The sequence below is a fragment of the Planctopirus sp. SH287 genome (assembly GCF_056500625.1).
This window is the reverse complement of sequence record NZ_CM151403.1, coordinates 1,063,292-1,088,229: the sequence shown is the minus strand read 5'-3', so window position 1 is coordinate 1,088,229 and position 24,938 is coordinate 1,063,292. Positions and strand designations below refer to the sequence as shown.

At 53.6% G+C, this 24,938-nt stretch carries 17 protein-coding genes; 6 read left to right on the top strand and 11 right to left on the bottom strand.

All coding sequences use genetic code 11. The features are described 5' to 3' along the window. Nucleotides 1–34: 34 nt before the first annotated feature. Nucleotides 35–1,636: a glycerol kinase GlpK gene (glpK, locus tag SH287x_RS03925; protein WP_479517131.1), complete on the top strand. Its 1,602-nt coding sequence runs from the start codon at nt 35–37 to the stop codon at nt 1,634–1,636. 30 nt (nt 1,637–1,666) lie between these two features. On the opposite strand, the gene SH287x_RS03920 is transcribed toward glpK, so the two are convergent. The 4 genes from SH287x_RS03920 to SH287x_RS03905 form a co-directional block, all read right to left on the bottom strand. Continuing rightward, a complete protein-coding gene (locus tag SH287x_RS03920) occupies nt 1,667–4,753 on the bottom strand; it encodes a VWA domain-containing protein (protein WP_479517130.1) in 3,087 nt (1,028 codons plus the stop codon). Nucleotides 4,754–4,863: 110 nt separating this feature from the next. After that, the gene (locus tag SH287x_RS03915) at nt 4,864–6,174 is read right to left on the bottom strand and encodes a hypothetical protein (protein ID WP_479517129.1); all 1,311 of its coding nucleotides are present in this window, start codon (nt 6,172–6,174) and stop codon (nt 4,864–4,866) included. Next, a complete protein-coding gene (locus tag SH287x_RS03910) occupies nt 6,171–7,376 on the bottom strand; it encodes a TFIIB-type zinc ribbon-containing protein (RefSeq protein ID WP_479517128.1) in 1,206 nt (401 codons plus the stop codon). The genes SH287x_RS03915 and SH287x_RS03910 overlap by 4 nt, the downstream gene beginning before the upstream one ends. Nucleotides 7,377–7,642: 266 nt before the next feature. Then, nucleotides 7,643–8,764, bottom strand: coding sequence for an SPFH domain-containing protein (locus tag SH287x_RS03905; protein ID WP_479518658.1), 1,122 nt, complete (start codon nt 8,762–8,764; stop codon nt 7,643–7,645). Nucleotides 8,765–8,989: 225 nt separating this feature from the next. On the opposite strand from SH287x_RS03905, the gene SH287x_RS03900 reads away from it, so the two are divergent. Beyond that, on the top strand, nt 8,990–9,913 hold the full coding sequence (locus tag SH287x_RS03900; protein WP_479517127.1) for a carbohydrate kinase family protein: 924 nt from the start codon (nt 8,990–8,992) through the stop codon (nt 9,911–9,913). Between the two features lie 1,099 nt (nt 9,914–11,012). Here the strand turns inward: SH287x_RS03900 and SH287x_RS03895 are convergent. After that, complete coding sequence (locus SH287x_RS03895; protein ID WP_479517126.1) at nt 11,013–11,744, bottom strand: NAD(P)H-dependent oxidoreductase; 732 nt, start codon at nt 11,742–11,744, stop codon at nt 11,013–11,015. Nucleotides 11,745–11,820: 76 nt separating this feature from the next. Further along, a complete protein-coding gene (locus SH287x_RS03890; protein WP_479517125.1) occupies nt 11,821–12,714 on the bottom strand; it encodes a bestrophin family protein in 894 nt (297 codons plus the stop codon). A gap of 205 nt (nt 12,715–12,919) precedes the next feature. On the opposite strand from SH287x_RS03890, the gene SH287x_RS03885 reads away from it, so the two are divergent. The 4 genes from SH287x_RS03885 (at nt 12,920) to SH287x_RS03870 (ending at nt 17,646) form a co-directional block, all read left to right on the top strand. After that, a complete protein-coding gene (locus tag SH287x_RS03885; RefSeq protein ID WP_479517124.1) occupies nt 12,920–13,912 on the top strand; it encodes a metal ABC transporter solute-binding protein, Zn/Mn family in 993 nt (330 codons plus the stop codon). 4 nt (nt 13,913–13,916) lie between these two features. Beyond that, nucleotides 13,917–14,705 carry a metal ABC transporter ATP-binding protein gene (locus tag SH287x_RS03880; RefSeq protein WP_479518657.1) on the top strand — a complete coding sequence of 263 codons (789 nt, stop codon included), beginning with the start codon at nt 13,917–13,919 and terminating at the stop codon, nt 14,703–14,705. A gap of 91 nt (nt 14,706–14,796) precedes the next feature. After that, a complete protein-coding gene (locus SH287x_RS03875) occupies nt 14,797–16,179 on the top strand; it encodes a metal ABC transporter permease (RefSeq protein WP_479517123.1) in 1,383 nt (460 codons plus the stop codon). Between the two features lie 90 nt (nt 16,180–16,269). Beyond that, on the top strand, nt 16,270–17,646 hold the full coding sequence (locus SH287x_RS03870) for a metal ABC transporter permease (protein WP_479517122.1): 1,377 nt from the start codon (nt 16,270–16,272) through the stop codon (nt 17,644–17,646). 522 nt (nt 17,647–18,168) lie between these two features. Here the strand turns inward: SH287x_RS03870 and SH287x_RS03865 are convergent. From SH287x_RS03865 to SH287x_RS03845, 5 genes are all read right to left on the bottom strand, one after another. Beyond that, a complete protein-coding gene (locus tag SH287x_RS03865) occupies nt 18,169–19,335 on the bottom strand; it encodes an MlaD family protein (RefSeq protein ID WP_479517121.1) in 1,167 nt (388 codons plus the stop codon). A gap of 110 nt (nt 19,336–19,445) precedes the next feature. Continuing rightward, a complete protein-coding gene (locus tag SH287x_RS03860) occupies nt 19,446–20,270 on the bottom strand; it encodes an ABC transporter ATP-binding protein (protein WP_479517120.1) in 825 nt (274 codons plus the stop codon). A 41-nt stretch (nt 20,271–20,311) separates the two neighbouring features. Further along, the gene (locus SH287x_RS03855; protein WP_479517119.1) at nt 20,312–21,160 is read right to left on the bottom strand and encodes an MlaE family ABC transporter permease; all 849 of its coding nucleotides are present in this window, start codon (nt 21,158–21,160) and stop codon (nt 20,312–20,314) included. A 135-nt stretch (nt 21,161–21,295) separates the two neighbouring features. Further along, nucleotides 21,296–23,929, bottom strand: a complete 2,634-nt coding sequence (locus SH287x_RS03850) for a DNA translocase FtsK (RefSeq protein ID WP_479517118.1) — start codon at nt 23,927–23,929, stop codon at nt 21,296–21,298. A 311-nt stretch (nt 23,930–24,240) separates the two neighbouring features. After that, complete coding sequence (locus tag SH287x_RS03845; RefSeq protein ID WP_479517117.1) at nt 24,241–24,870, bottom strand: phosphopantothenoylcysteine decarboxylase domain-containing protein; 630 nt, start codon at nt 24,868–24,870, stop codon at nt 24,241–24,243. Between the last annotated feature and the right edge of the window lie 68 nt (nt 24,871–24,938).

Below are 24,938 nucleotides of genomic sequence, written 5' to 3'. Positions count from 1 at the left end.
CAGCACAAGCCGTTGACTTCTCTGAGGCACACTCATGGTAATGACTAACGAAGGCGGGGCAATTTCTGGTGACGTGACAAATCCAGGCAGAGCCGGAAACTATGCGGAAGCACTCCTGAAGCAATTTCATCAGGCAGAAACCCGGCGTGCTGAGAAAGCATCGTTCATTTTGGCACTTGATCAGGGAACGACATCCAGTCGGGCGATTCTGTTTGATCGAGACGGTCAAATTGCGGGGCGTGGACAAGAAGAAGTGACGCCCCTGTTTCCTTCTCCAGGACATGTCGAGCAGGATCCCAACCAACTTTGGCTCACCACCTTGAGCAGTGCCCGGAAGGCCATTGATGCCACTGGGGCGTCTGTCTCTGAAATCGCTGCGGTTGGTCTAACCAACCAGCGAGAAACAACCATTCTCTGGGATCGTGCAACCGGTCTTCCTGTTGCCAACGCCGTGGTATGGCAAAGCCGAATCACGGCTCCTGAATGCGCCAGACTCAAAGGATTGGGGCATGAGCCGATGGTTCGAGAGAAAACCGGGCTAATGCTTGATCCCTATTTTTCCGCCACCAAAATCTCCTGGATTCTCGACAAGTCCCCTGCTCTTCGTCAACGCGCCGAACGGGGAGAACTCTGCTTTGGAACCGTTGATTCCTTTCTCTTGTGGCGGCTGACTTCCGGTCGCGTGCACGCCACGGATCTCACCAACGCCAGCCGGACGCTTCTCTGGAATCTTCGTTCGGGCGATTGGGATGAAGAACTGCTGAAACTCTTTCGAGTTCCTCGCGCTCTGTTACCGGAAGTCAAACCGTCCAGTGGCCTGTTTGGCATGACTGACCGAAAATGGTTTGGTGAAGAGTTGCCAATTACCGGAATAGCGGGCGATCAACAGGCAGCGACATTCGGCCAGCAATGTTTTACGCCAGGACTGGTTAAAAACACTTATGGAACAGGTTGCTTTGCGGTCATGAATACGGGTGACACGATCGTGAATTCCCAATATGGATTGCTGGGAACCGCGGCCTGGAAAATCCACGAGCAAACGACCTTTGCTCTGGAAGGAGCCATCTTTGTCGCGGGGGCGGTCGTGCAGTGGCTGCGAGACGGACTGGGGATTATCTCGCAGGCATCAGAGAGTGAAACGCTGGCAAATCGCGTGAAGAATAACGGCGGTGTTTATCTCGTTCCGGCTTTCGTCGGATTGGGAGCTCCCTATTGGGATCCCGATGCCCGTGGTGCGATCTATGGCCTGACGCGCGGAGCAACGCGAGAACATCTTTGCCGGGCGGCCCTGGAATCCATCGTGCTACAAACGCGGGATGTCGTTGATGCCATGTCCTGTGATTCAGGTTTAGCAATCCCGGCACTCCGGGTCGATGGAGGAGCGACCGCGAACGACTTGCTCATGCAGATGCAGGCCGACGTGCTGGGGATTCCAGTGCACCGGCCACAAATTCTGGAAACCACCGCTCTGGGAGCGGCCTACCTGGCGGGACTGGCGACAGGGTTCTGGCCGGACATTTCCTCGCTGGCTGATCATTGGCACCTTGACCGAATTTTCGAGCCACAGATCTCAATCGATCAGCGTGACGAATGGTACGCCCAATGGAAAAAAGCTGTGGAAAGAACAAGGTCATAACAAATAGAGTGTCGAGAGTTTTTTTGAGGCTTACTTGTCTTTCCAGTCGCTTTTGCGGGCTTTGAGCAGCTTCGCAAAGGTTCCTTCAGAAGGTGGCGGCTCCTGACTAGTCTTTTCGCCAGATGAAGCAGAAGGCTGGCTTTGAGGAGTAACGGCGGGTGGGCTGGTTCTTGTTTCCGGGTTCTGATCCCGTTGTGAAAGAGATGGCCGAGTGACTGCTGATCCCGTTGATGTTGGTGGTGATGGTCGTTTTGCCGAGACCGAAGGCGGCTGAGTCACTTTTTGCTGTGCCTGCTTGTGTTGCAGCAGGGTACTCATCGTGGCTTCGGGACGAACGGCTGCTGGCGAGCGTGAGAAGGTGCGAGTGATCCAGCGCCAGGGAGCCGTGAAATCGATCTGAATCCTGCGGAGAGCCACATCCAATGGAATCAGACAGGAAATCACCAGCAGCAGAATGTCAAAGATCGAGCGAGAACTGAATCGAGCGATTCGCTCGGGATGATAGATCTCGGCGGTCGTTTCCTGGCCAGTCAGAATCCGCCCGCCTGTGGATTGAGCAATTTTCTCCAGTGTCGCGGGATTCGCATTGAATCGCAGGTATTCCTGTGAAAAGGGGATCACAAACCCGTCACTGGCGAGATCTTCTGTATTCGAGGTGGCTACGACCGAGTACCGGCCCTCCCCCGACAGTTCAAATTGACCGCGATATCGCCGGGGAGCAATCTGCTGCAGCTTGATGGTCTGTGTCGATTTGTTCGGGCCAGCCACCAGGGCGCTGATGGTCAAAAAATCTCCCTCTGGCGAAAAATCTTCCACATCCACAAAGCCCTGTGTACCGGCAGCATAAGCTTCGATCTGTAAATGGCTCTGCTTCTTGGTTCGGGCAATATCAGTGACCAGTTGCTGCACAAATGGCTGAAACTGCTCCCAGCGAACCCAATCGTTTCCCCAGCGTGATGAAAGATCAGAAGTGAAAGCGGCTGTGCGTCCCACGCCATAACGATGGACGGCCAGAACGGGATCAATCTCATCGGATTCAGCGTCAGAGGGGGTTCCCAGAATGACTTCAGCACGTGGCTTGGCCACAGTTAAGACCAACCCCTGAAGGCTGGGAGGGGATTCAATCCCTTTAAGAATCACTGACGGAGAAGCGACTTGTGGAATAAATGGTGACTCGCGAATGGCGGTACGCCGGAGTGTCACAGCCTCGTGCATCAGAATGCGGGGGAGTTGCCGGGCGTTGGAGACCAGATAAGGGCGACCGTTCGTTCGACCAGCAATCACAGCCAGTAGAGGAAAGTTAACATCATTAGGGTCACCGATGCCGATTGTGGAAATGCTGACCTGGGCTTCCTGACATTTTTTGGTGATCTCATCCGGATCACCCATGCTCTGACCATCTGTCAGCAGAACGATATGTTTGACGGCGGCATCTTTGGGGCCTAATTTTTGGATAGCTGCTAACGCTTCATCAAGAGCGGGATACATATTGGTTCCGCCCCCCAGACCGATCTGGCGAATTTTGGCCGCTGCTCCTGCGGGATCAGTATTCTGAGCAAAAGGAACAACCCAGGTAGGTTCGGTATCAAAAGAAACCACGCCTAGCCAGTCTTTGGACATCAACGTCTCTGCGGCACCAATTGCTGCCCGATTGGCCACCTGAAGCTTGGTGGACGACGTGCCGGGCACCAGTGCTCCCATTGATCCCGAATGATCCAGCACCATGACCAGCGCGCCGTTGAGCAGGACTTTACGCCGGGAGATGTCCATATCGACGGGAAGAGATTTCTCGACCAGCGTTCCTTGCCAGCCGCCGGGGCCAAAGCTATGGGGGCCGCCGATCATCAGAAAGCCCACTCCCTGATGAAAAACGGAGTGGTGCAAGGCTTGCAGTTGCAGATCATCAAAGGCTTCGCGAGCTGCATCGGCAAAGACGACGCAATCGTAAGGCTGTAAGGCCCCACTATCATTGGGGAAGTCGTAGGCCGAAATCGTCTGCACAGCGAATTCGGCTTGTTGCAGTGCCTTCGCCAGCGGTTCCCATTCTCGCGGGTCACCATTGGGATCAGTGACGATCAGTACGCCCCCCTGCCCTTCCAGCAGAACCGTGTTGATGGCGATATTGTTCTGGCTGACAGCATCGGGCGTCGTAGGCTCGATGATCGCGGTGTATTCGTAATACCCCGGGTTTCGGAGCCTGATAGGGACTGTGAAGCGATTTTTCCCGGCACTGAAGGAAACATCCTGCTCCACAAGTTTTTGCCCATTCTCGTTGAGAATCAACTTCCCCTGCCCCGCCTTGAGCGAGGAGAGAATGACAGCGGCTTCATACGTTTGCCCTTTAACCACGCGGTTGGGGAGATCCAATCGGTCGAGCCAGACTTCCTCTTCATAGGAATAGGCAATCGGCAGGACATCGACAGAGATTTTCTGATTCCGCAAGTTCGAGAGCACATCCGTCAGATCGCCGGCTGTCTGTACTCCATCACTGACCAGCACGATTCTTCCGTTCTGGCCATCGGGAATCTGCATGGCAGCCAGACGCAATGCTTGCGCAATATCCGATCCATCGCGCCGCACACGAACATTGATCGTTTCGATTTCACTGACCGCAGGGCGCGTCTTGGCGGCCACCTGAACATCGGCTTCACGCCCAAAGAAAACCAGTGCCGTCCGATCCTTTTCCGGTTTGTCTCCACGACTCAGTTTAGCCACCAGATTTCGTGCCTGATCACCGGCGGCAGGAGCAATGGATCCAGAAATATCCACGGCATACACCACGGTCAGTTCATCGCTTTTGCGAACCGAGCGAGGTTCAGCCAGCGTGAGAATCATCAGACCAAAGACAGCCAGTCGGCAGAGAAAAGCGATACCGGATCGCCAGCGAGGTAATCCATTCTGACCAGCCAGCCAGACCAGCCAGATCCACGGGGTCAGCAGAAGCAGACTGAATGGCCACAAAGAGGTGAAGACCCAGACACGGGCCAGTTCGACCCAGAGACAGGCCACGGCAAAGATCATCAAGAACGCAATTAACGGCACCACCGACCAGAGCGTGGGCTGACGCCGGGGCCAGGGAAAGAGTCGTTGCCGGAGTTGAAAAATCAAACCGCGCATAGAAGCGTTGTTCCAGCAGAATGGCTTACAGGTTGGCCCGCTCCTTCCGGCGAGAGCCTCTTTATCATCCTCTTTGAGCGACGCTGTGAATAGTCATGATCGCAGTCGATTTATTGATTTTCGGGTGAACTTCGTTTTTCCAATGATCCCAGACATTGCCACTGACGATTCCCCGTGGAGCGATCTGGAAGAGAACCGATCATGATGAGCGGCGATGCCAGCTGATATCGCTCACTCAATTGCTGATTCACCTGTTTTTGATATCCCCCCTGTGGCGGCATGGGAGCCTTCATGATGGCCAGCGACCATTTGTCTGTTCGTAGACGGTAAAGGTGATCTAAATCAGCACACGGGCCTTCCGGGAACCCCGGCTCGACCCACTGCCGAACGGACGAAGGAAGTTTTTGTAAGTCTTCTTCAGTGAGATAAAGTGACACTTTCTCACTCCGCATCGAATAGACGGCCCAGCCTGTCCATGGGGCGCCGCGATCAAACAGTACGAGCAGAGCCGGAAACCACAGGATCAATGCGAACGCCAGTTGAAAACTGATGTCCCGGAAGTGCGTATTCCATGAATGCGGGGCAGGATTCAGTTCATGGAATGATCTTGCCAGCCCAGATTGTTTCTGGAGATCTTGTTTCTGGAAATGCTGAGCCTGAAGGCCCATCGCAATCCCTGCACAACTGATGTTCCACAGTATCACCCCAGCGCTATGATTCAGCCCCCAAGGCCCTAGGGCAGAGATCAACAACAGGTGCATGCCCATTGCCAAAAACAAGCCGATCGTACGCGTACGGGGAACTGCGACGAGCAAGCCCACCAGCAACTCTCCCACAGGCAAAGCCAAGGCAAGAGTGTGCCAAGTGCCAGGTGACCAATATCTGGTGAACGAACTTAGCCCCAGAGATTGGAGCAGGCCACCCAAAAGGGTCGGCCCCAGTTCATGGGAAAAAGCAAGATCGAGTTTAGAAATCCCAGAGCAAAGATAAATAGTGACCAGAATGATCAACCACCAACGAACGGCTTGACGCGGAGAAAAGATCTGCCAGCTCAAAACAATGAGCCAACCATGCCAGACCCAGGGCTGCAGTCGCTGCTCACTCCCCAGCACCATCCAGAACGTGCTAATGAGAACAAAAAAGCACCACCACGTTTTTCGATAGGGAAACAGGAGGCCACCCATCAGCCCCAACAGCAAAAAAAAGGTCGCAATGGGATCAAGCCGGGATGTGACATTCTGAACGAGAGCGATTGCAGAAATCGTGGGTAATTCCGACGTGCCCCACCAGAGCGGCCAGGTAGCACCGATCATCACCAGCCAGAGCAGAGCAACCCAACGAATGATCAGGCCAGGCCAGTCGATTTCTTTTTGAACAGAATCGCAACTCACTGGTGTTACCAGGACGGTTTGATCTGTCATCGCTGGGTCAGTGCGAAGATGGCAATAGCCACCGCCGCCCCCGCGAGAATCGCAAATGTGATCTTGATCCAGCTATAAGGTCTATCACCGCTCACTTCCCCCGTGACGGCATTGACCATGACGGGATAAGTCTTGTCTTGATAACGATAGGCCAGCAGCCAGACAGGGAGCAGCAGGTGCTTGCAGGTCAATGCGGTAAATTGGGTTTTAAGATCATGGACTCGCTGCTCGTCACCGCCAATCAGCTGACGAGTTTCTGCCATCAAAGCGTCTTTCATCCGCAGTTGAGCTAATTCAAACGTCTGGTCAAGCTGAATGTCATATGTCCGGGCAAAGATTCCTGCCATCGCATCAGGGGTGAATGGGACGCATTTTTCCAATGGCCATGGCTCCAGATTTTGCGCCAGATCATGCCGCTGAGAGCGGATGGCCAGAATCAACACATCATCAAAGAATCGCTGGAACTGACCGGAAGCATACGACCAGCGGGTGCGGCGTTCCGACTTACGATCTTTCCCCGAACCCGTGGTGACAGTGTAGTGGTCACCTCGTTGGCCTTCGTATCGATTGAAGGTCATCGCATCAAAGGTGAAGTAAGGAAGATAGACCCCTTCAAACTTTCCTTTGGCCCCCAGCTTTTTGAAATCGTTGGGAGCAAACCAGCGTGATTGAACCCACGCCTCAATATAACTGGCGGCTTTCTCTCGAACGACAAAGAAAGGCAATACGCCATCCACCGGAATGCGATCCTCAGATCGATGAACATCATTCCGCTGAATCGGGCCGCCACAGTAAGGGCAACGCGTGCTGGTTAATGTCCCTGTGAAAAGGACATTGGCACCGCAGCCATCGCAATGCACTTCCTGATCACCCACATTCGCGCTGGTGATCTCCCCTTCCGCTGATTTTCCTTCTTCTGTCGTCGATGTGCGTTCCTGTTGCTGGCGCAACCGTTCCAGCATTTCGGGCAAGCTCTGCTCAGTGATCGGTTGATCGGTGGGGATTTCCAACTGCTGGAGATGCCCACAATAGGGGCATTGAAGTTCGCCGTGGCCAATCCGAAATTCCAGATCGGCCCCACATTCGCTGCAAGGAAAAACACGTGCCAGCCCGTCATTCACCACACGCGAGGCACCCCGCACACTGGTGGGGGGCAGCGGTGGCTCAGGTTCAGAAGTGGGAGGCGGCTTCGAATCAGACATGCTGTTTGATGAGCCTCAAGAAATAGATCACAACAATGAAAGAACGCAACAATGAAAGAATTGCTGTGCCCGGGATCAGATCTTGTCCCCAGAGTCTGACCTGCTCACAACCCAGAAGCAGCCGATCAAGAAACGTACTGTCACTCACCAGCTGATATTGTCACCCCTCGCGTGAGCAGCTCCTTGCAATTTCATGGCATTTTCAAGCAAGGTCGCTGCTCACGATGAATGGCTACGAGGAACGACGGCCGCTCGCAATCAGTTCGTTAAGGAGTTGGCGGCAGCGGTGGAGGAGTCACAGAGAACAGGCTGGCCAGCGATGATTGGCCTGCCGGCTGCCATTGATCCATTCCCGTACTCCAGACAAGTGCCTCCCGGGTCAACTGACCTGTTTGAATGGCCTGTTGAACCTGTGCCGGAGTGTACGGCCCCATGGTCTGACCATTCAGAGCCACATGCCATTGCACCGCTCCCGGGAGTGGAGGCGGCCCGCCTGCTGTGGGGGTTCCTCCCGCAGAGGGAGTGGCAACAAAGCCCGGCTGATTCATAAACCGGCTGGCCATGGCAAAGCCCATCCCCATGCCCAGGCCATCCCCTGCTCCGCCATTGGGATTATTGGCGGCATCCCCCATCGCTTCACCAAACTTGTACTGCTGAAACTTGTTCATGTCGCCAATGACACCCATGCTGCTGCGGGTATCCAGAGCCTTCTCGACAGCTTCAGGGAACGAAATGTTGACGATCTGCAAATTCGGGATCGAGAGACCGTATTCGTCATCAATCTGTTCTTGAACGGCTTTGCGCAGTTCCTCCGACATCCCCCGATAGTTGGCAGCCAGATCAAGAGCCGCAATCTGCTTTTCGCCCAGCAGAGTTGACATGCTGTTAACGATAATCGAGCGGAGAAGTTCACCGATTTCATCGGCTTCTACTTCGCCATCAGTTCCCACCAATTCCTTGAGGAGCGCCTTCGCATCAACAGCTTTAAGAGCATAGGTTCCGAACGCGCGCAGGCGAATCGGGCCAAACTCCGGATCACGGAGCATCACCGGATTTTGCGTTCCCCACTTCAAATCAGTGATCTGTCGAGTGCTGACAAAATATACCTCAGAGCGAAACGGGCTGTTAAACCCATACTTCCAACCCAGCAGAGTGCCAAGAATAGGAAGGTTTTCACTCTTGAGCTGATAGTTCCCCGGCTCAAACACATCGGCAATCTGGCCGCGATAAACAAAAACAGCCATCTGCCCAGGGCGGACAATTAACTGAGCACCGTTCTTGATTTCATTCTGGTACCGAGGAAAACGCCAGACGAGCGTTGATCGGTTGTCATCCAGCCACTCGATGATGTCGATGAGTTCGGCGCGAAGCTTATCGAAGAGGCCCATCATGCAATCCTGAATCGAAAGGAAGACTGAAAGACAGAACACAGACGACGTGACCCAGGATCTGAATGGCCCTGGGAGAGAATTTCCCGTTGGCAGAAAGTTTATCGTACTCAGAACCTGTACATCAAGGACGACTTTCGCAACCTTGAACGGGAAGCTTTCCTGAAAAGATCAAACAACCTGCGACAAAATCTGAGCAGATTCTCTCGACGAAACGAGGACTCCATGACCTACGATCTGGTTGGTATCGGCGAATTACTCTGGGATTGTCTGCCAACAGGTCGGGTCATGGGCGGTGCTCCTGGAAATGTCGTTTTTCATGCTCGGCAGTTGGGGTTAAACGCCATTCTGGCTTCCCGTGTCGGGAACGACGACGAAGGAAGCGACATTCTTGATCAATTGCAGCTGGCCAAACTGGAAAGTGAGTTGATTCAACGTGATCCTGAGCGACCTACCAGTCAGGTACAGGTTCAACTCGATCACAGCGGCTCGGCCAGCTACACATTTACTGAAAACTGTGCCTGGGATGGACTCGAGGCCACTTCAAAATGGAAAGAGGCTTGCCTGACAGCCCGGGCCATCTGCTTCGGGTCGCTGGCTCAACGAAGTCCAGAATCTCATCTGGCCATCAGCGAATGCCTGCAAGTCTCCCGGCAAGCTCAGCCACAAGCTCATCGACTGTTTGATATCAACCTCAGAGCCCCCTTCATTGTGCCCGAAGCGATTGTCAACTCGTTGGATTTCACCACAATTCTCAAATTGAACGAGCATGAGTGGCCACAGATTGCCACGATGCTCAACGCAAATGCGGCGATGACGGATCTGGAAGCATTTCGAGTCGAGCATGCGGCTTTTTTGTTTGACCACTACCCCAACATTCAACTGATCTGTATTTCCCGAGGAAAAGAGGGGCTGATACTCACATCACGTGATGAAGTGATCCAAGTCCCGGGCCAACCGATTCAGGTTGCTGACACCGTAGGAGCCGGAGACGCGACCTCAGCAGGACTGATCTATGGCCTGCTTTCAGCCTGGCCTATCGAAAAAACAGGACGGTTCGCCAATCAGTTGGGTGGCCTCGTGGCCAGCCACCACGGCCCCACACCCGTTTTACCATTGAAGCAACTGGCGAAAGATTTCTCCGCTTAAAACCGCCGACAAGAGCAACCCAAAACCTATGCCCTCGCGAGGCCCTTACGGGCTTCGTGGCGGCGTATGAGGGATCGGTTGTTCGTTCACGAATGGGTCTTACGCCGCCAGGGCGCTGGAATTAATGCGGTTTCGCGCAACAAGGGGTGATGGGGTAGAGAGGCTTCGTTTTGGGTGCACCTCGCAGGTTGAGGTCTTTTTCGCCTGTGATTCCGGACAGAAGACTCTCTCTCGGCTCGGTCAGGGCCACCCTTTGCCAATGGGGAGTCATTCCCATTGGCGGAAGCGCCGATTGTGGACGCTTCCCTCGAATTCGAGACTGACAAACAGTTCATCAAAGGTGAGTTGCTCACGCAAAACACTTCTGATCAAAACTGAATGTTTTTTATTGGCACTTATTCATTCGCCACTTCTTGTGACGAGGGAATGCCAACACAATCACGTTTGATTCAGCCCAACACTGAATCAGACAGGCCGACGGCATGTTTTTCAGCGAGGGTGACTTCGTGGAAGGATGTTTCGTGGATTGGCCCTGATCACTGCTGGAATTTTCACGGCCCCCGATTGCTTGAAAAAGTGGTCGGGGGCCACTTTCGTCCCCTTGCGGGGTTTGGGGCGGCGTATGGGGGCCAGTTGTTGATCCACGAATGGGTCTTACGCCGCCAGAAGGATGGTGTTTAGTGATTGTTGAGGTGGGTTGCAGGATATATGTCGAGTTGGTGCTACTGTTTAATAACGGTCTCTGGCTACTTGAACCTTGGGAGTTGGTGCATTGCGCTGCGCTTCATGCACCCTACGTAGTAAATGCTTGGCGATAGTAGCCGTTTTTATGTAGTTAATATCTATTAAAAACAGCCCTCACCCCGGCCCTCTCCCATCGGAATGGGCGAGGGAGCAAATTCCTTGTTTCACGCTATCGTGGGAGTGCGGTTGTGTTGAAAATCAACCCTCTCTCTGGCGGCGTAAGACCCATTCGTAAATGAACGACTGACTCACATACGCTGCCACAAACCCGGCAAGTGGCAATAGAGCAGCGGCCACAACGGGGCCGCGGTTCTTCGCCCAGATCCCGGCCGATAGGCCCAAACCCCGCAAGGGGTTATTCGTTGATGTAGCGAATCAGGTTGTCGGCTGAGTAACGAACTTTAGGGACGGACGCGTATTTATCGTCTTCGGCTCGGTAACCCAGCGGGCAGACAATAACCGTCTCATACCCTTCATCACGACATTTGATCAGTTCGTCATACTTGGACGCAATGATCCCTTCCATGGGGCATGTGTCGATTCCCAGCATTGCGGCTGAGGTCATCAGATTTCCCAATGCGATATAGACCTGGCGAATATTCCATTCGCGAATCGCCATGCTGTCAGGCTGATGAGTTAAAAAATTGAGGATGACGTTCTTCAATCCTGCCAGTGATTCGACGGGAATCTGGCGGGTAGCAGCAGTGGAGTTGATATAACGATCAACATCATCAGGAATTGTTTCGCATTTGGCTGCCAAGACCACCACGTGAGAAGCATCACGTCCCTGGGTCTGTCCCCATGAGATCGCCGGCAACTGACTTTTCACCGTCATGTCGGTGATGACATAGAACCGCCAGGGCTGCAAACCAAAGGAAGAGGGAGTCAGGATGAGGGCCTCTTCCAGCACGTTCCAGACATCGGCAGGAATTTTTCGATGAGGATCAAACCGCTTGGTTGCATACCGCCAATGCAGGGCATGACGGAGTTGCTCTGGAGTCACGGTCGCTTTCAAAGTTGAAATTCTCGCTTCCAAGGAGGCCATGGCCAAAAGAGCGATCGCAAAAGACAGAGCGATCGTGCGCAATACACACGCTCATTTTAGAGAGTCTGTTACGAAAGTCTGCGCTGGATGTTCTGCCACTGCCACTACCACAAGTCGCTTATCGGGTCACTGATTCATCGGCTGGCACAATTTCTGTGACATTCTGTTCAATCATTGCACAGAAATCTTCTAGTGGTAAGTCGTTGGGGTCAGTTCCAAACGGGTCTTCGATTTCGACGCCAATCTCTTCGATTCCGAACATGGTGTAAGCAATCACCAGTGTCGCCACCACGGTCTGCCAGCCAAAATCTTCCACGAGCGCCAATGGCAATGTGAAGCAATAGACAATCAGCACCCGCCTGATATGGACAGTGTAGGCATAAGGCGCCGGGGTATTGCGAATGCGCTCGCAAGCCCCTAAATAATCCACCAGCAAACCAATGTTCTCATCAAAGATTTTTTGTTGAATACTATCAATTTTCTCTTCACTGCGGGCCTGGCAGATGAGTTCAGTCATTTGAGTGGCAACGAACATCGGGGTATGTCCTGCGCTCATCGCTCGATGAACATCCTGAGAAGAAAACCGCTGGGCAATGTTCCCCAGGCTGCGTTCGCCTCGTAACCGGTGCATGGTGGCCCAGGAAAATGCCATGACCCACAGCCGGAACTTCTGCTGAATCTCGGGAGAGCCTTTGAGATACGAGTGCGTCAACCGCGCCAGGTTGCGAGATTCATTGATGATAGAACCCCAGAGCTTGCGCCCTTCCCAGAAACGGTCATAGGATGAATTGGTGCGGTAGACAAGCAGAAGCCCTAACACGACCCCCAGAAGCGTGTGCCCCGTTGCGGGATACGCAAAGGGACTGAACCATTTCGGCGCAATCTGGTGCAGAATGGTAATGACTGTCGACCAGATCACACACAGTGCCACCCGGCCCAGGATTTCGTGAAGCATCGAGCCACGAAAATCAAAGAGATGACTTGTCCACCGATGAGGGTTGTAAGGAATCATAGGGTCTGCTGGTGGTTGGTTTTAAGGTCGAGATGACAAGATCGTAAGGTGTTTCCCTTCTGCAATATAGTCAGGAATCCGCATGAGACGACTCGGAATTCTGACTGATGGCCTTGACGGTGACTTAACGAGTGTGGATAAACTAAAAATATAATTTCGATTAATCAAAAACCGGAGCAGCAGTCATATGAATGGAGATTGCCGGTTGTCCAGACGAGAAATGCTGGCGTCGCTGATCACCATTTCCGGTTGTTCCCCTTTCGTGGCGGGATCGATTGAAGCCGCAGATCAATCCCGTGTGGTTGCCACCACGGGGATGGTGGGCGATCTTGTTCAGTCTCTGTTACCAGTGGAATTGGGGCGTGTGACGGTTCTCATCCGCCCGGGTGTCGATCCTCATTTGTATCGTGCCACGCGGTCTGATCTGCTCAAAGTCTTTAATGCCCGGATCATCTTCTATTCCGGGCTTCATCTGGAAGGACGGATGGATGCCCTGTTTGAACGAGCCGATCGGACAGACCGCCCTTCTCTACCGGTCACTTCAAAGATCACAAAAGAAGAACTGATTTTCCCTGACCCGGGTTATGACCGTCCTGATCCCCACGTCTGGATGGATGTGCGACTCTGGCAGCAGACAGTTCCCGTGATGGTCGAGGGATTGCGAACGGTATTTCCCGCATTTCAGAACACGATTGAACAACGGGCTGGCCTGCTGGATCGTTGTCTGTCCCGACTGAACGAAGGGGTGAAAACCACCATTGGCTCTATCCCCCAAAAGCAGCGACTCTTAATCACTTCCCATGATGCTTTTGCCTATTTTTCTCGGCGATATGAGATTCCTGTCGAATCGATTCAGGGAGTGACCACCGATTCAGAGCCGGGGGTGGCGGATATCAATCGGATCGTTTCGCTGGTGTGCGAACGAAAGCTGCCAGCGATTTTCACGGAATCCAGTGTGAATGACCGCGGTTTGCGCGCAGTGATAGAAGGTGTGCAGGCGCGTGGACATCGGGTCGAACTGGTTGGGCCGCTGTATACTGATGCACTGGGTGAACCGGGATCACCAGCGGGAACATACTTCGGAATGATGGTGGAAAATGCCCGTCTCATTGCCAGAACCCTGGGTGGTTCAACCCACGCGATCGATCAGATGATGAACGAGATTTCACAGGCATTGATAATTGAAACAGCGACCTGACACCATGAGTGATGCGAATTCTGCCAGTGGATCACCGATGGTGATTCATGATATGACTGTTGCCTATGGTCGAAAGCCCGTCCTCTGGAATATCGACTATACCGCCCCCGAGCGCAAGCTCATTGCGATTGTGGGGCCGAATGGGGCAGGCAAAAGCACATTGCTCAAAGCGGCTCTGGGATTGATCCCCCGGCAAAGTGGATCAGCCGCCTTCTATGGCCAACCTTATCAGAACGTCCGGCAGCGAGTGGCCTATGTGCCACAACGCTCCAGTGTTGATTGGGATTTCCCCGCCACAGCCCTCACTGTGGCAGCCATGGGATGGTACAGCAGGCTGGGTTGGTTCCGTCCGGTGAATCGCGCAGCACGCACGGCTGCGCTGGCAGCCTTGGAACTGGTCGGCTTGGGTGACGTGGCTGACCGTCAAATCGGACAGCTTTCCGGTGGTCAGCAGCAGCGAGTCTTCCTGGCTCGCGCTTTGGCCCAGGATGCCGACCTCTATTTGATGGATGAACCCTTCGCAGCGGTTGATGCCGCGACGGAACAATCGATTGTCTCCATGCTGCAACTACTGCGTGATCGCGGCAAAACGACGATTGTCGTGCATCACGATTTACAGACCGTCGCTGAGTATTTTGACGAAGTGCTGCTCTTGAATTTGCGACTGGTCGCCGCGGGTGCAGTGAGTGACGTGATGACACCACAGAATCTGAAGGCGACGTATGGTGGTCAACTTTCGATTCTCGATGCCGTGGGACAGAGAATGACGATTGGCCAACAGTTCTCTCGATAAGGCGTTCTCTGTCTGAAATGTTTCACTTTCAAGAAAGCCTTTACGCGATCTGAGACCCTCCATCAGATGCTTAATCGAAGAAGCCACAGGTATGTTTGGGCTGAGTTATAATTTGCTGCTGGTTCTTGCAGGGACATCCCTGCTGGGGGCGTCGTGCGGTTTAGTGGGACTGTTCCTGACACTTCGGCGTCAGGCTCTGCTGAGTGATGTCATCAGCCATGCCGCCCTGCCCGGTGTGGCTGTCGCATTTATCATTGGCGAAATACTGGTTCCCAATGGCCCGCATTCCATGCTCTGGTTGGCAACTGGAGCACTTCTGGCGGCTTTGCTGGCAGTCATGATCTGTGCGGTCTTAGAGAAGTTTCGCTTTTTGCGAGGAGACGCTGCCTTTGGAATCCCTCTGGGAGGATTTCTTGCCATCGGGGTGGTGCTCTTCTCGATTGTGCAGCAGATGCCATCGGGAAATGCCGCAGGATTAGAAACATTTCTCTTCGGACGAGCCGCCGCACTCGCTTCGCAAGATGTGCTGATTTTAGGAGGACTCTCAGCCATCATTCTGTTGATCTGTCTGTTATGCCAGAAGGAACTCCTGCTGGTGGCATTTGATCCCGAATATGCGACGGCTCAAGGTTGGCCTGTCAGCCGTCTGGATACATTGTTAATCGCGATGGTTGCCTGCCTGTGTGTGCTGGCGTTGCCGATGGTCGGCTTTTTGCTGGTCGTGGCGTTAATGGTCACGCCACCGGCTGCCGCCCGTTTCTGGACACACCAGCCAGTAAAAATGATGGCCATTTCATCGGGACTGGGAACTCTTGCGGCAGTTTCAGGCACTCTGGTCAGCAGTTCGATGGAACAAATCCCCACGGGGCCAGCGATCGTCCTGTTTGCCACTCTCTTGTTTGCCATCAGTGGCATTTTGGGGTTTGAGCAAGGGTTAATCTATCGCTGGTGGAAAGATCGACATCAACGTTGGGAACGTTGGCTGGATGACCTGTTGCGTAATAGTTACGAGTCATATGAAGCCACACGCGAAGAGCCTCGTCAGGAGCATCATCCAGCGGCAAGAAGTTCAAGTGCCGAAGTCACCCACGAGACATCCCTTCTCTCTTGGGAATCCCCCGCAGATGAGCTACCAGTGGTTTTCCCGGCGGGAATGAAACTCTCCCATGTCCAGCAATTAAAGCGGATCGGGCAGACGCACGGCGTCATCCGTCTCGACAGCCGGGGAATCTGGCTCTTGACCACACCAGGGTTTCAAAGAGCCAAAGCAGCAGTGATTAAACATCGTCTGATCGAGCTTTATCTCATTGAACATGCCGAGTTTCCTCCAGAACAGGGTGATCGAACAGCCGATCTGGCAGAACACGCTCTGGCCCCTCATACCGTTGACGAACTGAGAGAACTTCTCAACGTGAAACCCGGACGGGCAATTGTTCCCAGCCCACATCCCCTGGACAGCAAAAGAGAGCGTTGATCGTGATCAGAACAGACATGATCTCAAAACATTTATTACTAACTATCCGATGAAACCCCTTGATTTGCGCGAAATCGCCAAGAGCCGGGAATGATTTTCGTCTCACACATCATCGAGCAACTTTCGACGTGGTGTCTGATCGACACCTGGATGGTCGTCATGGCCGCATTGGTGGCGATGGGCTGTGCCATTCCGGGTTGCTTCTTACTGCTGAAGCGACAATCGCTGCTTGCCGATGGTGTCAGCCATGCCGCTTTACCGGGAATTGTCGGAGCGTTCTTGCTGAGTAGCTGGCTCTCTGTTCCCGGACAATGGGGGCTATTACTTCTACTGGCAGGAGCAGCCCTGACGGGAATAGTCGCGTCATTGTTGATTGAACTGTTGCAGCAATTCAAAACCGTTCATGCAGATACGGCTCTGGGTGTCGTCTTCACCACGTTGTTTGCCACGGGCTTGTTGCTTCTGCGTTTATTTGCCGACAAGATTCACCTCGATCCCAGTTGCATTGTCTTTGGCAATCTGGAGATCGCCGTGGTGGAGACCTGGGGCAATTCGGGCATTCCTTTGGGAGTCGTCGCGGGGCTTGTCACCCTGGGACTGAATCTCGCTTGCCTGGGGTTGTTTTACAAAGAGCTGATGGTGGCGACATTTGATCCCGTGTTTGCCGCATCACAAGGAATTCCAGCCAACCGTGTCCAATTGATGCTGGCGGTCTTGGCCTCAATCACCATTGTGGGGGCTTTCCAAACGGTCGGAAGCCTGCTTGTTTTAGGAATGCTGGTCATTCCGCCGGCCACTGCCCGATTGCTCACATCCAGCCTGCCCCGGATGATTTTACTGTCGATGATCATCGGTGGTGCCTCAGCGATTCTGGGACATGCCCTGGCGATCTCTACCATCGGGCCACTTCTGAGCCTCTTGGGACTTCAAGGTGTTGATGCCGTCAGTACCAGCGGCATGATGACTCTTGTCGCGTGTCTGGGGTTAGCTCTGGCCATGCTGTTTGCTCCGGATCATGGCTTATTCAGCCGGATCATTCAGGATTTCCGCATTCAGCAGCGGATTGCAGAGGAAGATTTATTAGCAGTGCTCTATCGACTCGAAGAATCCGGAGGGAACATCAGTTCGAGTGAGCTGGTTTCCCTGGTGGCTGATTCTTCAGGACAACGGGCCTGGCAGGTCTGGGCAGCCAGCCGGCAACTCATCAGTCGGGGGCAAATTGTCCCCCTTAACGGTGCCTTCACGTTAAGTGATTCCGGACGGACAGGCGGGAAGCAGATTGTTCGTTCCCATCGTCTCTGGGAGACTTTTCTCGCTCAAAAACTGGGGCTTCGCCCCGAGCAGTGGCATGAGGGAGCCAGTCGTGTGGAACACTTCATCACGCCGGCTCTCAGGGCCGAACTGGATCAAGAGTTAGAAGTCCCGGATCAAGACCCCCAGGGCCGCATCATTCCGCCAGAACACTAATACGGATCCCAGGATTTAACGACGCGTTGCGTGCCTTCGTGCCATGCTTGCGGCTCTGAGCTGTCTTTTATACATAAATTTCTTATTCCCTTGAGCAAGCGGCACGGCATTGACACCATCAAGGGGTGATGACCAGATCAACCCACGGGAGTTCCGGCCTGGGGGAAAAACCTGCTCATCGGAATGACTCCTTTGCGTTCTTCGCGCCTTTGCGGTGAGTCAAAGAATTTTTACCGCGAAGAAAAGAAGAGCGCGAAGGAATTCGGAAGAGATCGAAGGGAGACGAACGGTATGGGGCGGGAGCCTGCTCTGTGACTTTTGGACAGTATCAACCCCATGAATTCCCTCGGCTGTATGCCAGATATTGAGGTAACGGCCGCAAGGTGCTATGGGCCACCCATGCCAATTTCCTGGTGCGGTTCAGGTGGCGAAAAAGTTGTGTATAAACGACAGCGGCTCTGTGCAAGCAGATCTTCGTGAATTTCAACACGCCATGACAAGTTGCGCTTCGTTTTAGCGCTCTTACCTTCCTGGCAGGAAACTCGGACGAACCGATTTCTGCTGCGTTTTGGGGGCAGTCCCTCCGCTTTGCTCGATCAGTTCTGTATCGCGGAGTCCGTTGCTGGGCTGAATCGCTCCACCAACGCCGAGAATCTCAGGACGACGCGCGACTTTATCGCTGAACTCCCGCATGTCTTGAACAATAGGTTCCACACCACGCAGGAGCACCGTCATGAGTTGGGCAGAACGGTTCAGATTATCATACAGTTGTGGATCACCGGCCAGCTTCTGCAACGTGCCATCTTGAGTATTCAGCACGCGGACAAAGCGGCTTGCATCTGCCAGAAGACGATCCAGGCTGGCAAGGCTGGTATCGACGCGGGCAATCATCTCCGTCCCCTTCTTCGCCAGAGGATCAGTAACAGCTTCCAAGCTTTGCAGATTACGCTGCATACTCTCAAGTGTTGTTCTGGCAACGATAATGGTTTCCCTCGTGTCATTGACCAGACGGGGGAGCGATTGAGCCGTTTGCGTTAACGCCGCTTGCGTCTTGGGATCACCGACGATCCGATTGGCTTGCTGAATCAGTTCTGTCGCCGATTTCATCGCAAGAGAAAGCTGATCCAATGAATCGGCCGCACGTTCAATGACCTGATCGATGTTCCCCCGCTTGGTTTCCAGCAGGTTATTGACATTATGCGCCAGTGCGCCCCATTCCTTGCTGGTGGCCGCAAAGGAGTCCATCGTGGCGGTGGTCTTTGCTTCTAAGCGGGCGACCATTGCCATCGGATCACCCGCGGCCTGTCCCTTCAGAACATCGCCATTCTTCATCAATTCAGTAGATAGCCCGGGCACAATCTCCAGGTGCCCTTCTCCCAGCAAACTGACAGCCACTTGTGCCGTCGAATCGGCGGGCAATTTATGCTTGGAATCAAGTTCCACAATGACAATGACACCCCGGCGTTTGGGGTCAAGCCGCACATCGCGAACATTGCCTACGGTCAGGCCATAGAGCAGCACAGGTGCCGAAGGATAGATCCCTCCCGCAGAGTCAAATTGAATCGCCACACTGAAGTTTTCACTCCAGTAGCGATCCAGTTTGCCCGCGCGAACAAGCAGACCGGCACCGATCGTCAAGGCGACCAGAACCATCATGCCAACACGGAATTGAAGCTGTCGCTCAGACACAAATCGCCTCCTGAGAATCCAGAGGCCCAAGATTTAACGGAAGTCGCCATTTTCGCCGAGAGCAGTTCTTGTGACAGGGCAAAAGGCCGTTTCCCGGTTCCCAAAAAACATCAGGCGGCAAAGAGTTCCTGGAGCCGTTTCCCTGAAATCCCATGAACAAAATCATGAACACGTTCGTCGAGATGCTCAAAGGCTTGTTCAGCAGTCCCCTCAAAAATGACCTGTGATTCCTGAGGAGCCAGACGGGCGAGCGGGAAAAGCATGACCACACGGGTCGCCACCCGTTTGACGGTCGTCATATCGTGCGTGACAACAATGCTCGTGACCGAACGGGAACTGCGTGTCTGAAGTATCAACTCGTTAATGACATCACTCATGATCGGATCAAGACCGGTCGTTGGCTCGTCATAAACAATAATGTCAGGAGACATGGCCAATGCTCTCGCAAGAGCAGCCCGTTTCCGCATCCCCCCAGAAAGTTCCGAAGGATATTTACTGGCAGCCGTCGCTGGCAAACCGACTTCACGAAGACGGGTCATGGCGACCTCTCGCATGTCGGCTTCGGACATCGCATGATTTTCACGCAAGCCAAAGACCACATTTTCATACACGGTGAGGCTGTCAAACATCGCCCCACCCTGAAACAAATATCCCAGCTTGAGGCGATCTTGCCGTAATTGACGATCACTCAAAGTGTTCAACGGACGGCCACTCCAGAGGACTTCCCCCGAACTGGGTTCCAGTAAATTAGCCAGCAGCTTTGTGGTGACACTTTTCCCACAACCGCTCTCGCCAATCAGAACAAGAGTTTCCCCGGCATAGACATTCAGATTGATATCACGAAGAACCTGTGTCGCACCAAAGCCGCGAGAACAATTTCGCAACTCAATAATGGGCGATTCCAGAGAAACATTTTCGTGAGACGAAATGGTCACCAATCAAAACCTTGCCTGAATTCGTAGGAAACGGCCGCAAGTTAGAGAACGGGCGATCTCAGAAATGGCAGCAGATGCTGAATCTGGATGAAGAAAACCCCCAGCAGAAAATCCATCCCGAGAACAATGATGAACGAATAGACAAACGCTTCTGTCGCAGCCCGGCCCACCCCTTCGGCTCCACTGGAACAGTGAAAACCTCGATGGCACGCCACCAGCGCAATCGCTCCACCAAAAAAAATGCTCTTAATCACTCCGGAAACAATATCCAGCGATGTGATGTATGAGTCTGAATAAAACCAGTAAAGATGACTGCTGATCCCTAAAACCTGAACTGAAAGATACCAGCCGCTCAGCATGCCGATGCCATCGGCCAGCAGCGTGAGCGCGGGAATGAGTAGCACGCAAGCCAGAAAACGAGGACTGACCAGAAAGATAATCGGATTCGCGCCGAGCGCTTTGAGAGCATCGATCTGCTCGGTCACTTTCATCGTGCCAATTTCGGCAGCCATCGCACTACCAACCCGACCGGCAAGCATCGTGGCAGCGAGCACCGGGCCAAGTTCTTTGACCAGAGAAACATTGACCACCGACCCTAATCGGGATTGCAGCCCAATCGCAGCAAGTTGATCAAATGACTGAACGGCAAGCACCATCCCGATAAAGCCGCCAGTGACGAGAATCACAGGCATGCTCCGGCAGCCAATTTCATAGAAAATCGGCCAAAGAATGGCACTCCGAGGACGCTTGAGCAGTAAGCCAAGCGTGACCGTCGACGTGAAAAGGACGGAATCTCCCACGGTGCGCACAACCGTCAGCAGCAACCAGCCCAGCCAATGAATGGGGGTGCTGCCACGGGATCGATTATCGGCGGTAAATGTGGTCGACACTGTCTGTCATCCATGACTGACGGCAGGGAGAAGCAGTCGATGCGACTACCTCCAGCGTGGATTCTCCCCGAAGCGACCCATTTCGGCAATATGGGTTCGCTTCAGGTCAACTTCCGGGCGAAAAACATCATTCTGCTATCGCGAATTCCGACGTTCTTCCCACTCATCCATGGACATCATCACTTCACGGGCCTGACTTCCGTTGTATCCGCCGACGATCCCGTCTTCTGCCATATAATCAATCAGACGGGCACCACGACCATATCCAACGCCCAAGGCTCGTTGAAGAAGAGACACACTCCCACGGCCTTCGCGAATGATGACTTCCACGGCCTGGTCATAGAGGTCATCCCGCTCACCGGCACTGGGGCCGCCCGCTGATTTTCCCTCTTTGGCAGGGACTTTGAGTTTCTGAAGCTCAGGATCGTATTGCGTCGGCATCTCTTCAAAGAACTCAATCACGCCATTGACTTCTTCATCGCTGACATAAGTTCCTTGCCCCCGTGCCAGAATACTTGTCCCGGGAGCCATATAGAGCATATCCCCGTTGCCCAGCAGTTTATCGGCCCCATTTTCATCCAACACCACGCGGCTATCCATGCGGCTGGCCACCTGGAACGAGATACGTGCCGGCAAGTTCGATTTAATCAGTCCGGTAATCACGTCAACCGTCGGCTTCTGAGTTGCCAGAACAAGGTGAATCCCCACAGCGCGTGACTTCTGCGCCAACCGAATGATATGCCCTTCAACATCCTTGCCAGACGTCATCATCATATCCGCCATTTCATCAGCGATGATCACGATGTATGGCATCGACTCAGGAATCGATTCGGCATCTTCAGATTCAGGATCAATATCCAGGCGTTGCAGTACTGCGGCTTTGCCCAGTTTATTGTAATTATCGAGATGCCTGACACCGACCCGTGCCAGCAGGTCATAGCGTTCTTCCATTTTCTCGACAGCCCAGCCAAGAACCGCTTCCGCCTTCTTCATGTCCGTAATCACCGGATGCATCAGGTGCGGAATTCGGTTATACGGGCTGAGTTCCACCATCTTGGGATCGATCATCAGCATCTTGACCTGATCCGGGCGACGGGTCATCAGCATGGACAAAATCAGCGTGTTCAAGCACACGCTTTTCCCCGTGCCAGTGCGGCCAGCAATCAGAAGATGCGGCATCTTACACATATCAACCACCAGCGGCTTACCGCTGACATCTTTGCCCAGATAAAGCGGAATCCGCTTGTCTTCAAAGTCCTTTGGCGAAGATTGAATCAGTTCTTTCAAGCGAACCATCACCCGCAGATCGTTAGGAACTTCCACCCCCACCGTGTTCTTGCCGGGAATTGGCGCGACAACACGGACGGACGGAACTCGCAGCGCAATGGCCAGATCATCAGCAAGAGCCGTCACTTTCGACAAACGCAGCCCCGCCTCCAGTTCGAGTTCAAACTGAGTAATCACAGGCCCCGTATCGATTTCAACCACTTTGACATTGAGGCCGAATTCTTTGAAAGTCTTCTCCAGTGTGGCCGCCGAGATCTGAGCCTTCTGAGCCAGCTGCTCATAAGGAAAGTCTTCGCTCTCCTCCAGCATGCCATAGCCGGGAAGCTGATATTCCACAGACGCTGCATCACTGCCAACACTTGCCATGGGCTTATTGACAGTGAACGGCGTGGACATTCCCGCAACAGCACTCTCCACCCCGACACCCTCTTGCGAAGCAACCGGCGTGAGCGTCACTGGCGGATTGACCTTGATAATACGTGGAACATCATCATCGGCGGTCATTGAAGGACTTGAGGCCTGGTCCCCTTCAAACAGGGCCAACCCGATCGGGTTATCAACATCAGATACGACCTTGAACATGTCGGTCATCGACGCAGGACTCGACTTGAATGAGTCGTCAGTCACATCACGACTGGAATCCCCGCGCGTCGCTGTTGGGAATGGAATTGTTGCAGCCGCTGACATGGCAGCCCCGCGCAACGGTGCCAGTGTGTCGCTCACAGGTTCTGAGGCCGCTGCTTCCACATTGGGAATGGACGCCGTCAAATTCGCATCAGCAGCAACCGCGGTCACCTTATCACTAGTCACCTTATCACGGTCAGAATCACGGCCAGTTTTGAGTGAAGACGTTGTGGCTGTGACGTGAGCAAGTGAAGTCGTTTTCACTGGAAGTGGTACGGTAGCAACACGTCGCTTCCAACCCCTCAGAGGAAGAACCAGCAGCGAAGCAACCGCAAGCACAATCGACCCCAGCACACTGATCAAACGGAGTTCGTCAGTCAGAAGCAAGCTGGCGACCAGCATGGAAAGCAGCAGTGAAAGCGTCCCGAGAAAGGTAAAATGTTCTGCCAGAACGCTAGCGACAATCGTGCCCAGGTATCCACCGGCTCCACTGGCCAGACTGGGGCCTGCCCAGGGAATTGCCAGTTGAATAATGGTGCAAATGGCACTAAGTCCAAGGAGATAACCGGGAATTTGCGTGGGAGCATCCACGGACTCACTGCGAGTAAACAGACGCAGATCCAGCACCACAATCATCAACAAGAGAATCCAGGCACCATAGCCCAGTGTGCTCAATAACTGAAAGGCAACTGTGGCTCCCATCTCACCGCAAAGATTCTGGGTGAAGTGCCGGGCAGGAAAGACCAACCGTGAAGCAGAATCGGCAGGATCATAGCTGACCAGACTCAAGCCGAGAAATACGGCGAGCGCAAGTAACCCGAGTGCAATCGTGTCGTTTCGCAGCCGAGCGAAATCCACGGCAATCCCCGTTCACAATGAAAGACTGTAAGTAGCGGTCGAGGACTGAATCCGGTGGACGCGGTTATTCATCAAAAAACAAATAAACGCCCATGCTCCAGCTGAAGCGGGATTCATCCACATGAAACCTACCACCTCTTTTCAGCCGTGCTGCCGAAGTGCCACAAGGATGTGGTTTTTTGGAAACATCATCTTCCGGTGATGACGAACACACCGGTTCACACGAATTGCGCAAATATGGCGGCAAAACCCCAGGCGACGACTTCGCCCAGCCTGCCACCATCTCAATGAGTCAGACATTGCGCCGGAAATCAGCCGCGAGCCAACGAGCTTTCGATCCATTCAATCAGATGGTTGGCAACGTCTGTCTTGCTGCCAGAGAATCGGGTGGCCGTCTCACCAGAAGGAGAGATCAGTTCGACATCGTTATTCGTGGCACCAATAGCGCTGGGGCCATTGAGCACGATAATGTCACAGTTCTTTTCCCGCAATTTTCTCAGGGCATTCTGATGGGCATATTCGGCAGATTCCAGGGCAAACCCCATGATCCACCGATCCCCTTTTGTCTGCCCTAATTCCGCCAGGACATCAGCAGTTTCGACCAACTCCAGTTCCAGCGAAACGCCGGTCTTGGCCAATTTCCCTTGAAATCGCTCACGTGGCCGATAGTCACAAACCGCAGCGGTCGCGATCACTCCATCGCATTCCGGGAAATGCTCCTGGCAGGCAATGAGAAGTTCTTCTGTTGTTTCAACCTGATGAAACTGGCAACCACGTGGCGGCATCAAGCCCACCGGGCCACTCACAACAATCACCTGATGGCCACGAGCAACAGCCGCCTCCGCCAACGCATATCCCATCCGTCCACTACTCGCGTTAGACAGATAACGAACATCATCAAGATATTCGCGGGTCGGGCCAGCCGTGATGAGAATGCGCATATCAAAATCCGAGAGACACAAGTTGTCAGCAACCAGAAAATGTTCGATCGAGACACTACCCGATTAAC

Coding starts and splice junctions, on each gene's coding strand:
- glpK (WP_479517131.1), top strand. CDS start 35: ATGGTAATGACTAACGAAGGCGGGGCAATTTCTGGTGACGTGACAAAT.
- SH287x_RS03900 (WP_479517127.1), top strand. CDS start 8,990: ATGACCTACGATCTGGTTGGTATCGGCGAATTACTCTGGGATTGTCTG.
- SH287x_RS03905 (WP_479518658.1), bottom strand. CDS start 8,764: ATGGGCCTCTTCGATAAGCTTCGCGCCGAACTCATCGACATCATCGAG.
- SH287x_RS03870 (WP_479517122.1), top strand. CDS start 16,270: ATGATTTTCGTCTCACACATCATCGAGCAACTTTCGACGTGGTGTCTG.
- SH287x_RS03875 (WP_479517123.1), top strand. CDS start 14,797: ATGTTTGGGCTGAGTTATAATTTGCTGCTGGTTCTTGCAGGGACATCC.
- SH287x_RS03880 (WP_479518657.1), top strand. CDS start 13,917: ATGAGTGATGCGAATTCTGCCAGTGGATCACCGATGGTGATTCATGAT.
- SH287x_RS03890 (WP_479517125.1), bottom strand. CDS start 12,714: ATGATTCCTTACAACCCTCATCGGTGGACAAGTCATCTCTTTGATTTT.
- SH287x_RS03915 (WP_479517129.1), bottom strand. CDS start 6,174: ATGACAGATCAAACCGTCCTGGTAACACCAGTGAGTTGCGATTCTGTT.
- SH287x_RS03845 (WP_479517117.1), bottom strand. CDS start 24,870: ATGCGCATTCTCATCACGGCTGGCCCGACCCGCGAATATCTTGATGAT.
- SH287x_RS03910 (WP_479517128.1), bottom strand. CDS start 7,376: ATGTCTGATTCGAAGCCGCCTCCCACTTCTGAACCTGAGCCACCGCTG.
- SH287x_RS03920 (WP_479517130.1), bottom strand. CDS start 4,753: ATGCGCGGTTTGATTTTTCAACTCCGGCAACGACTCTTTCCCTGGCCC.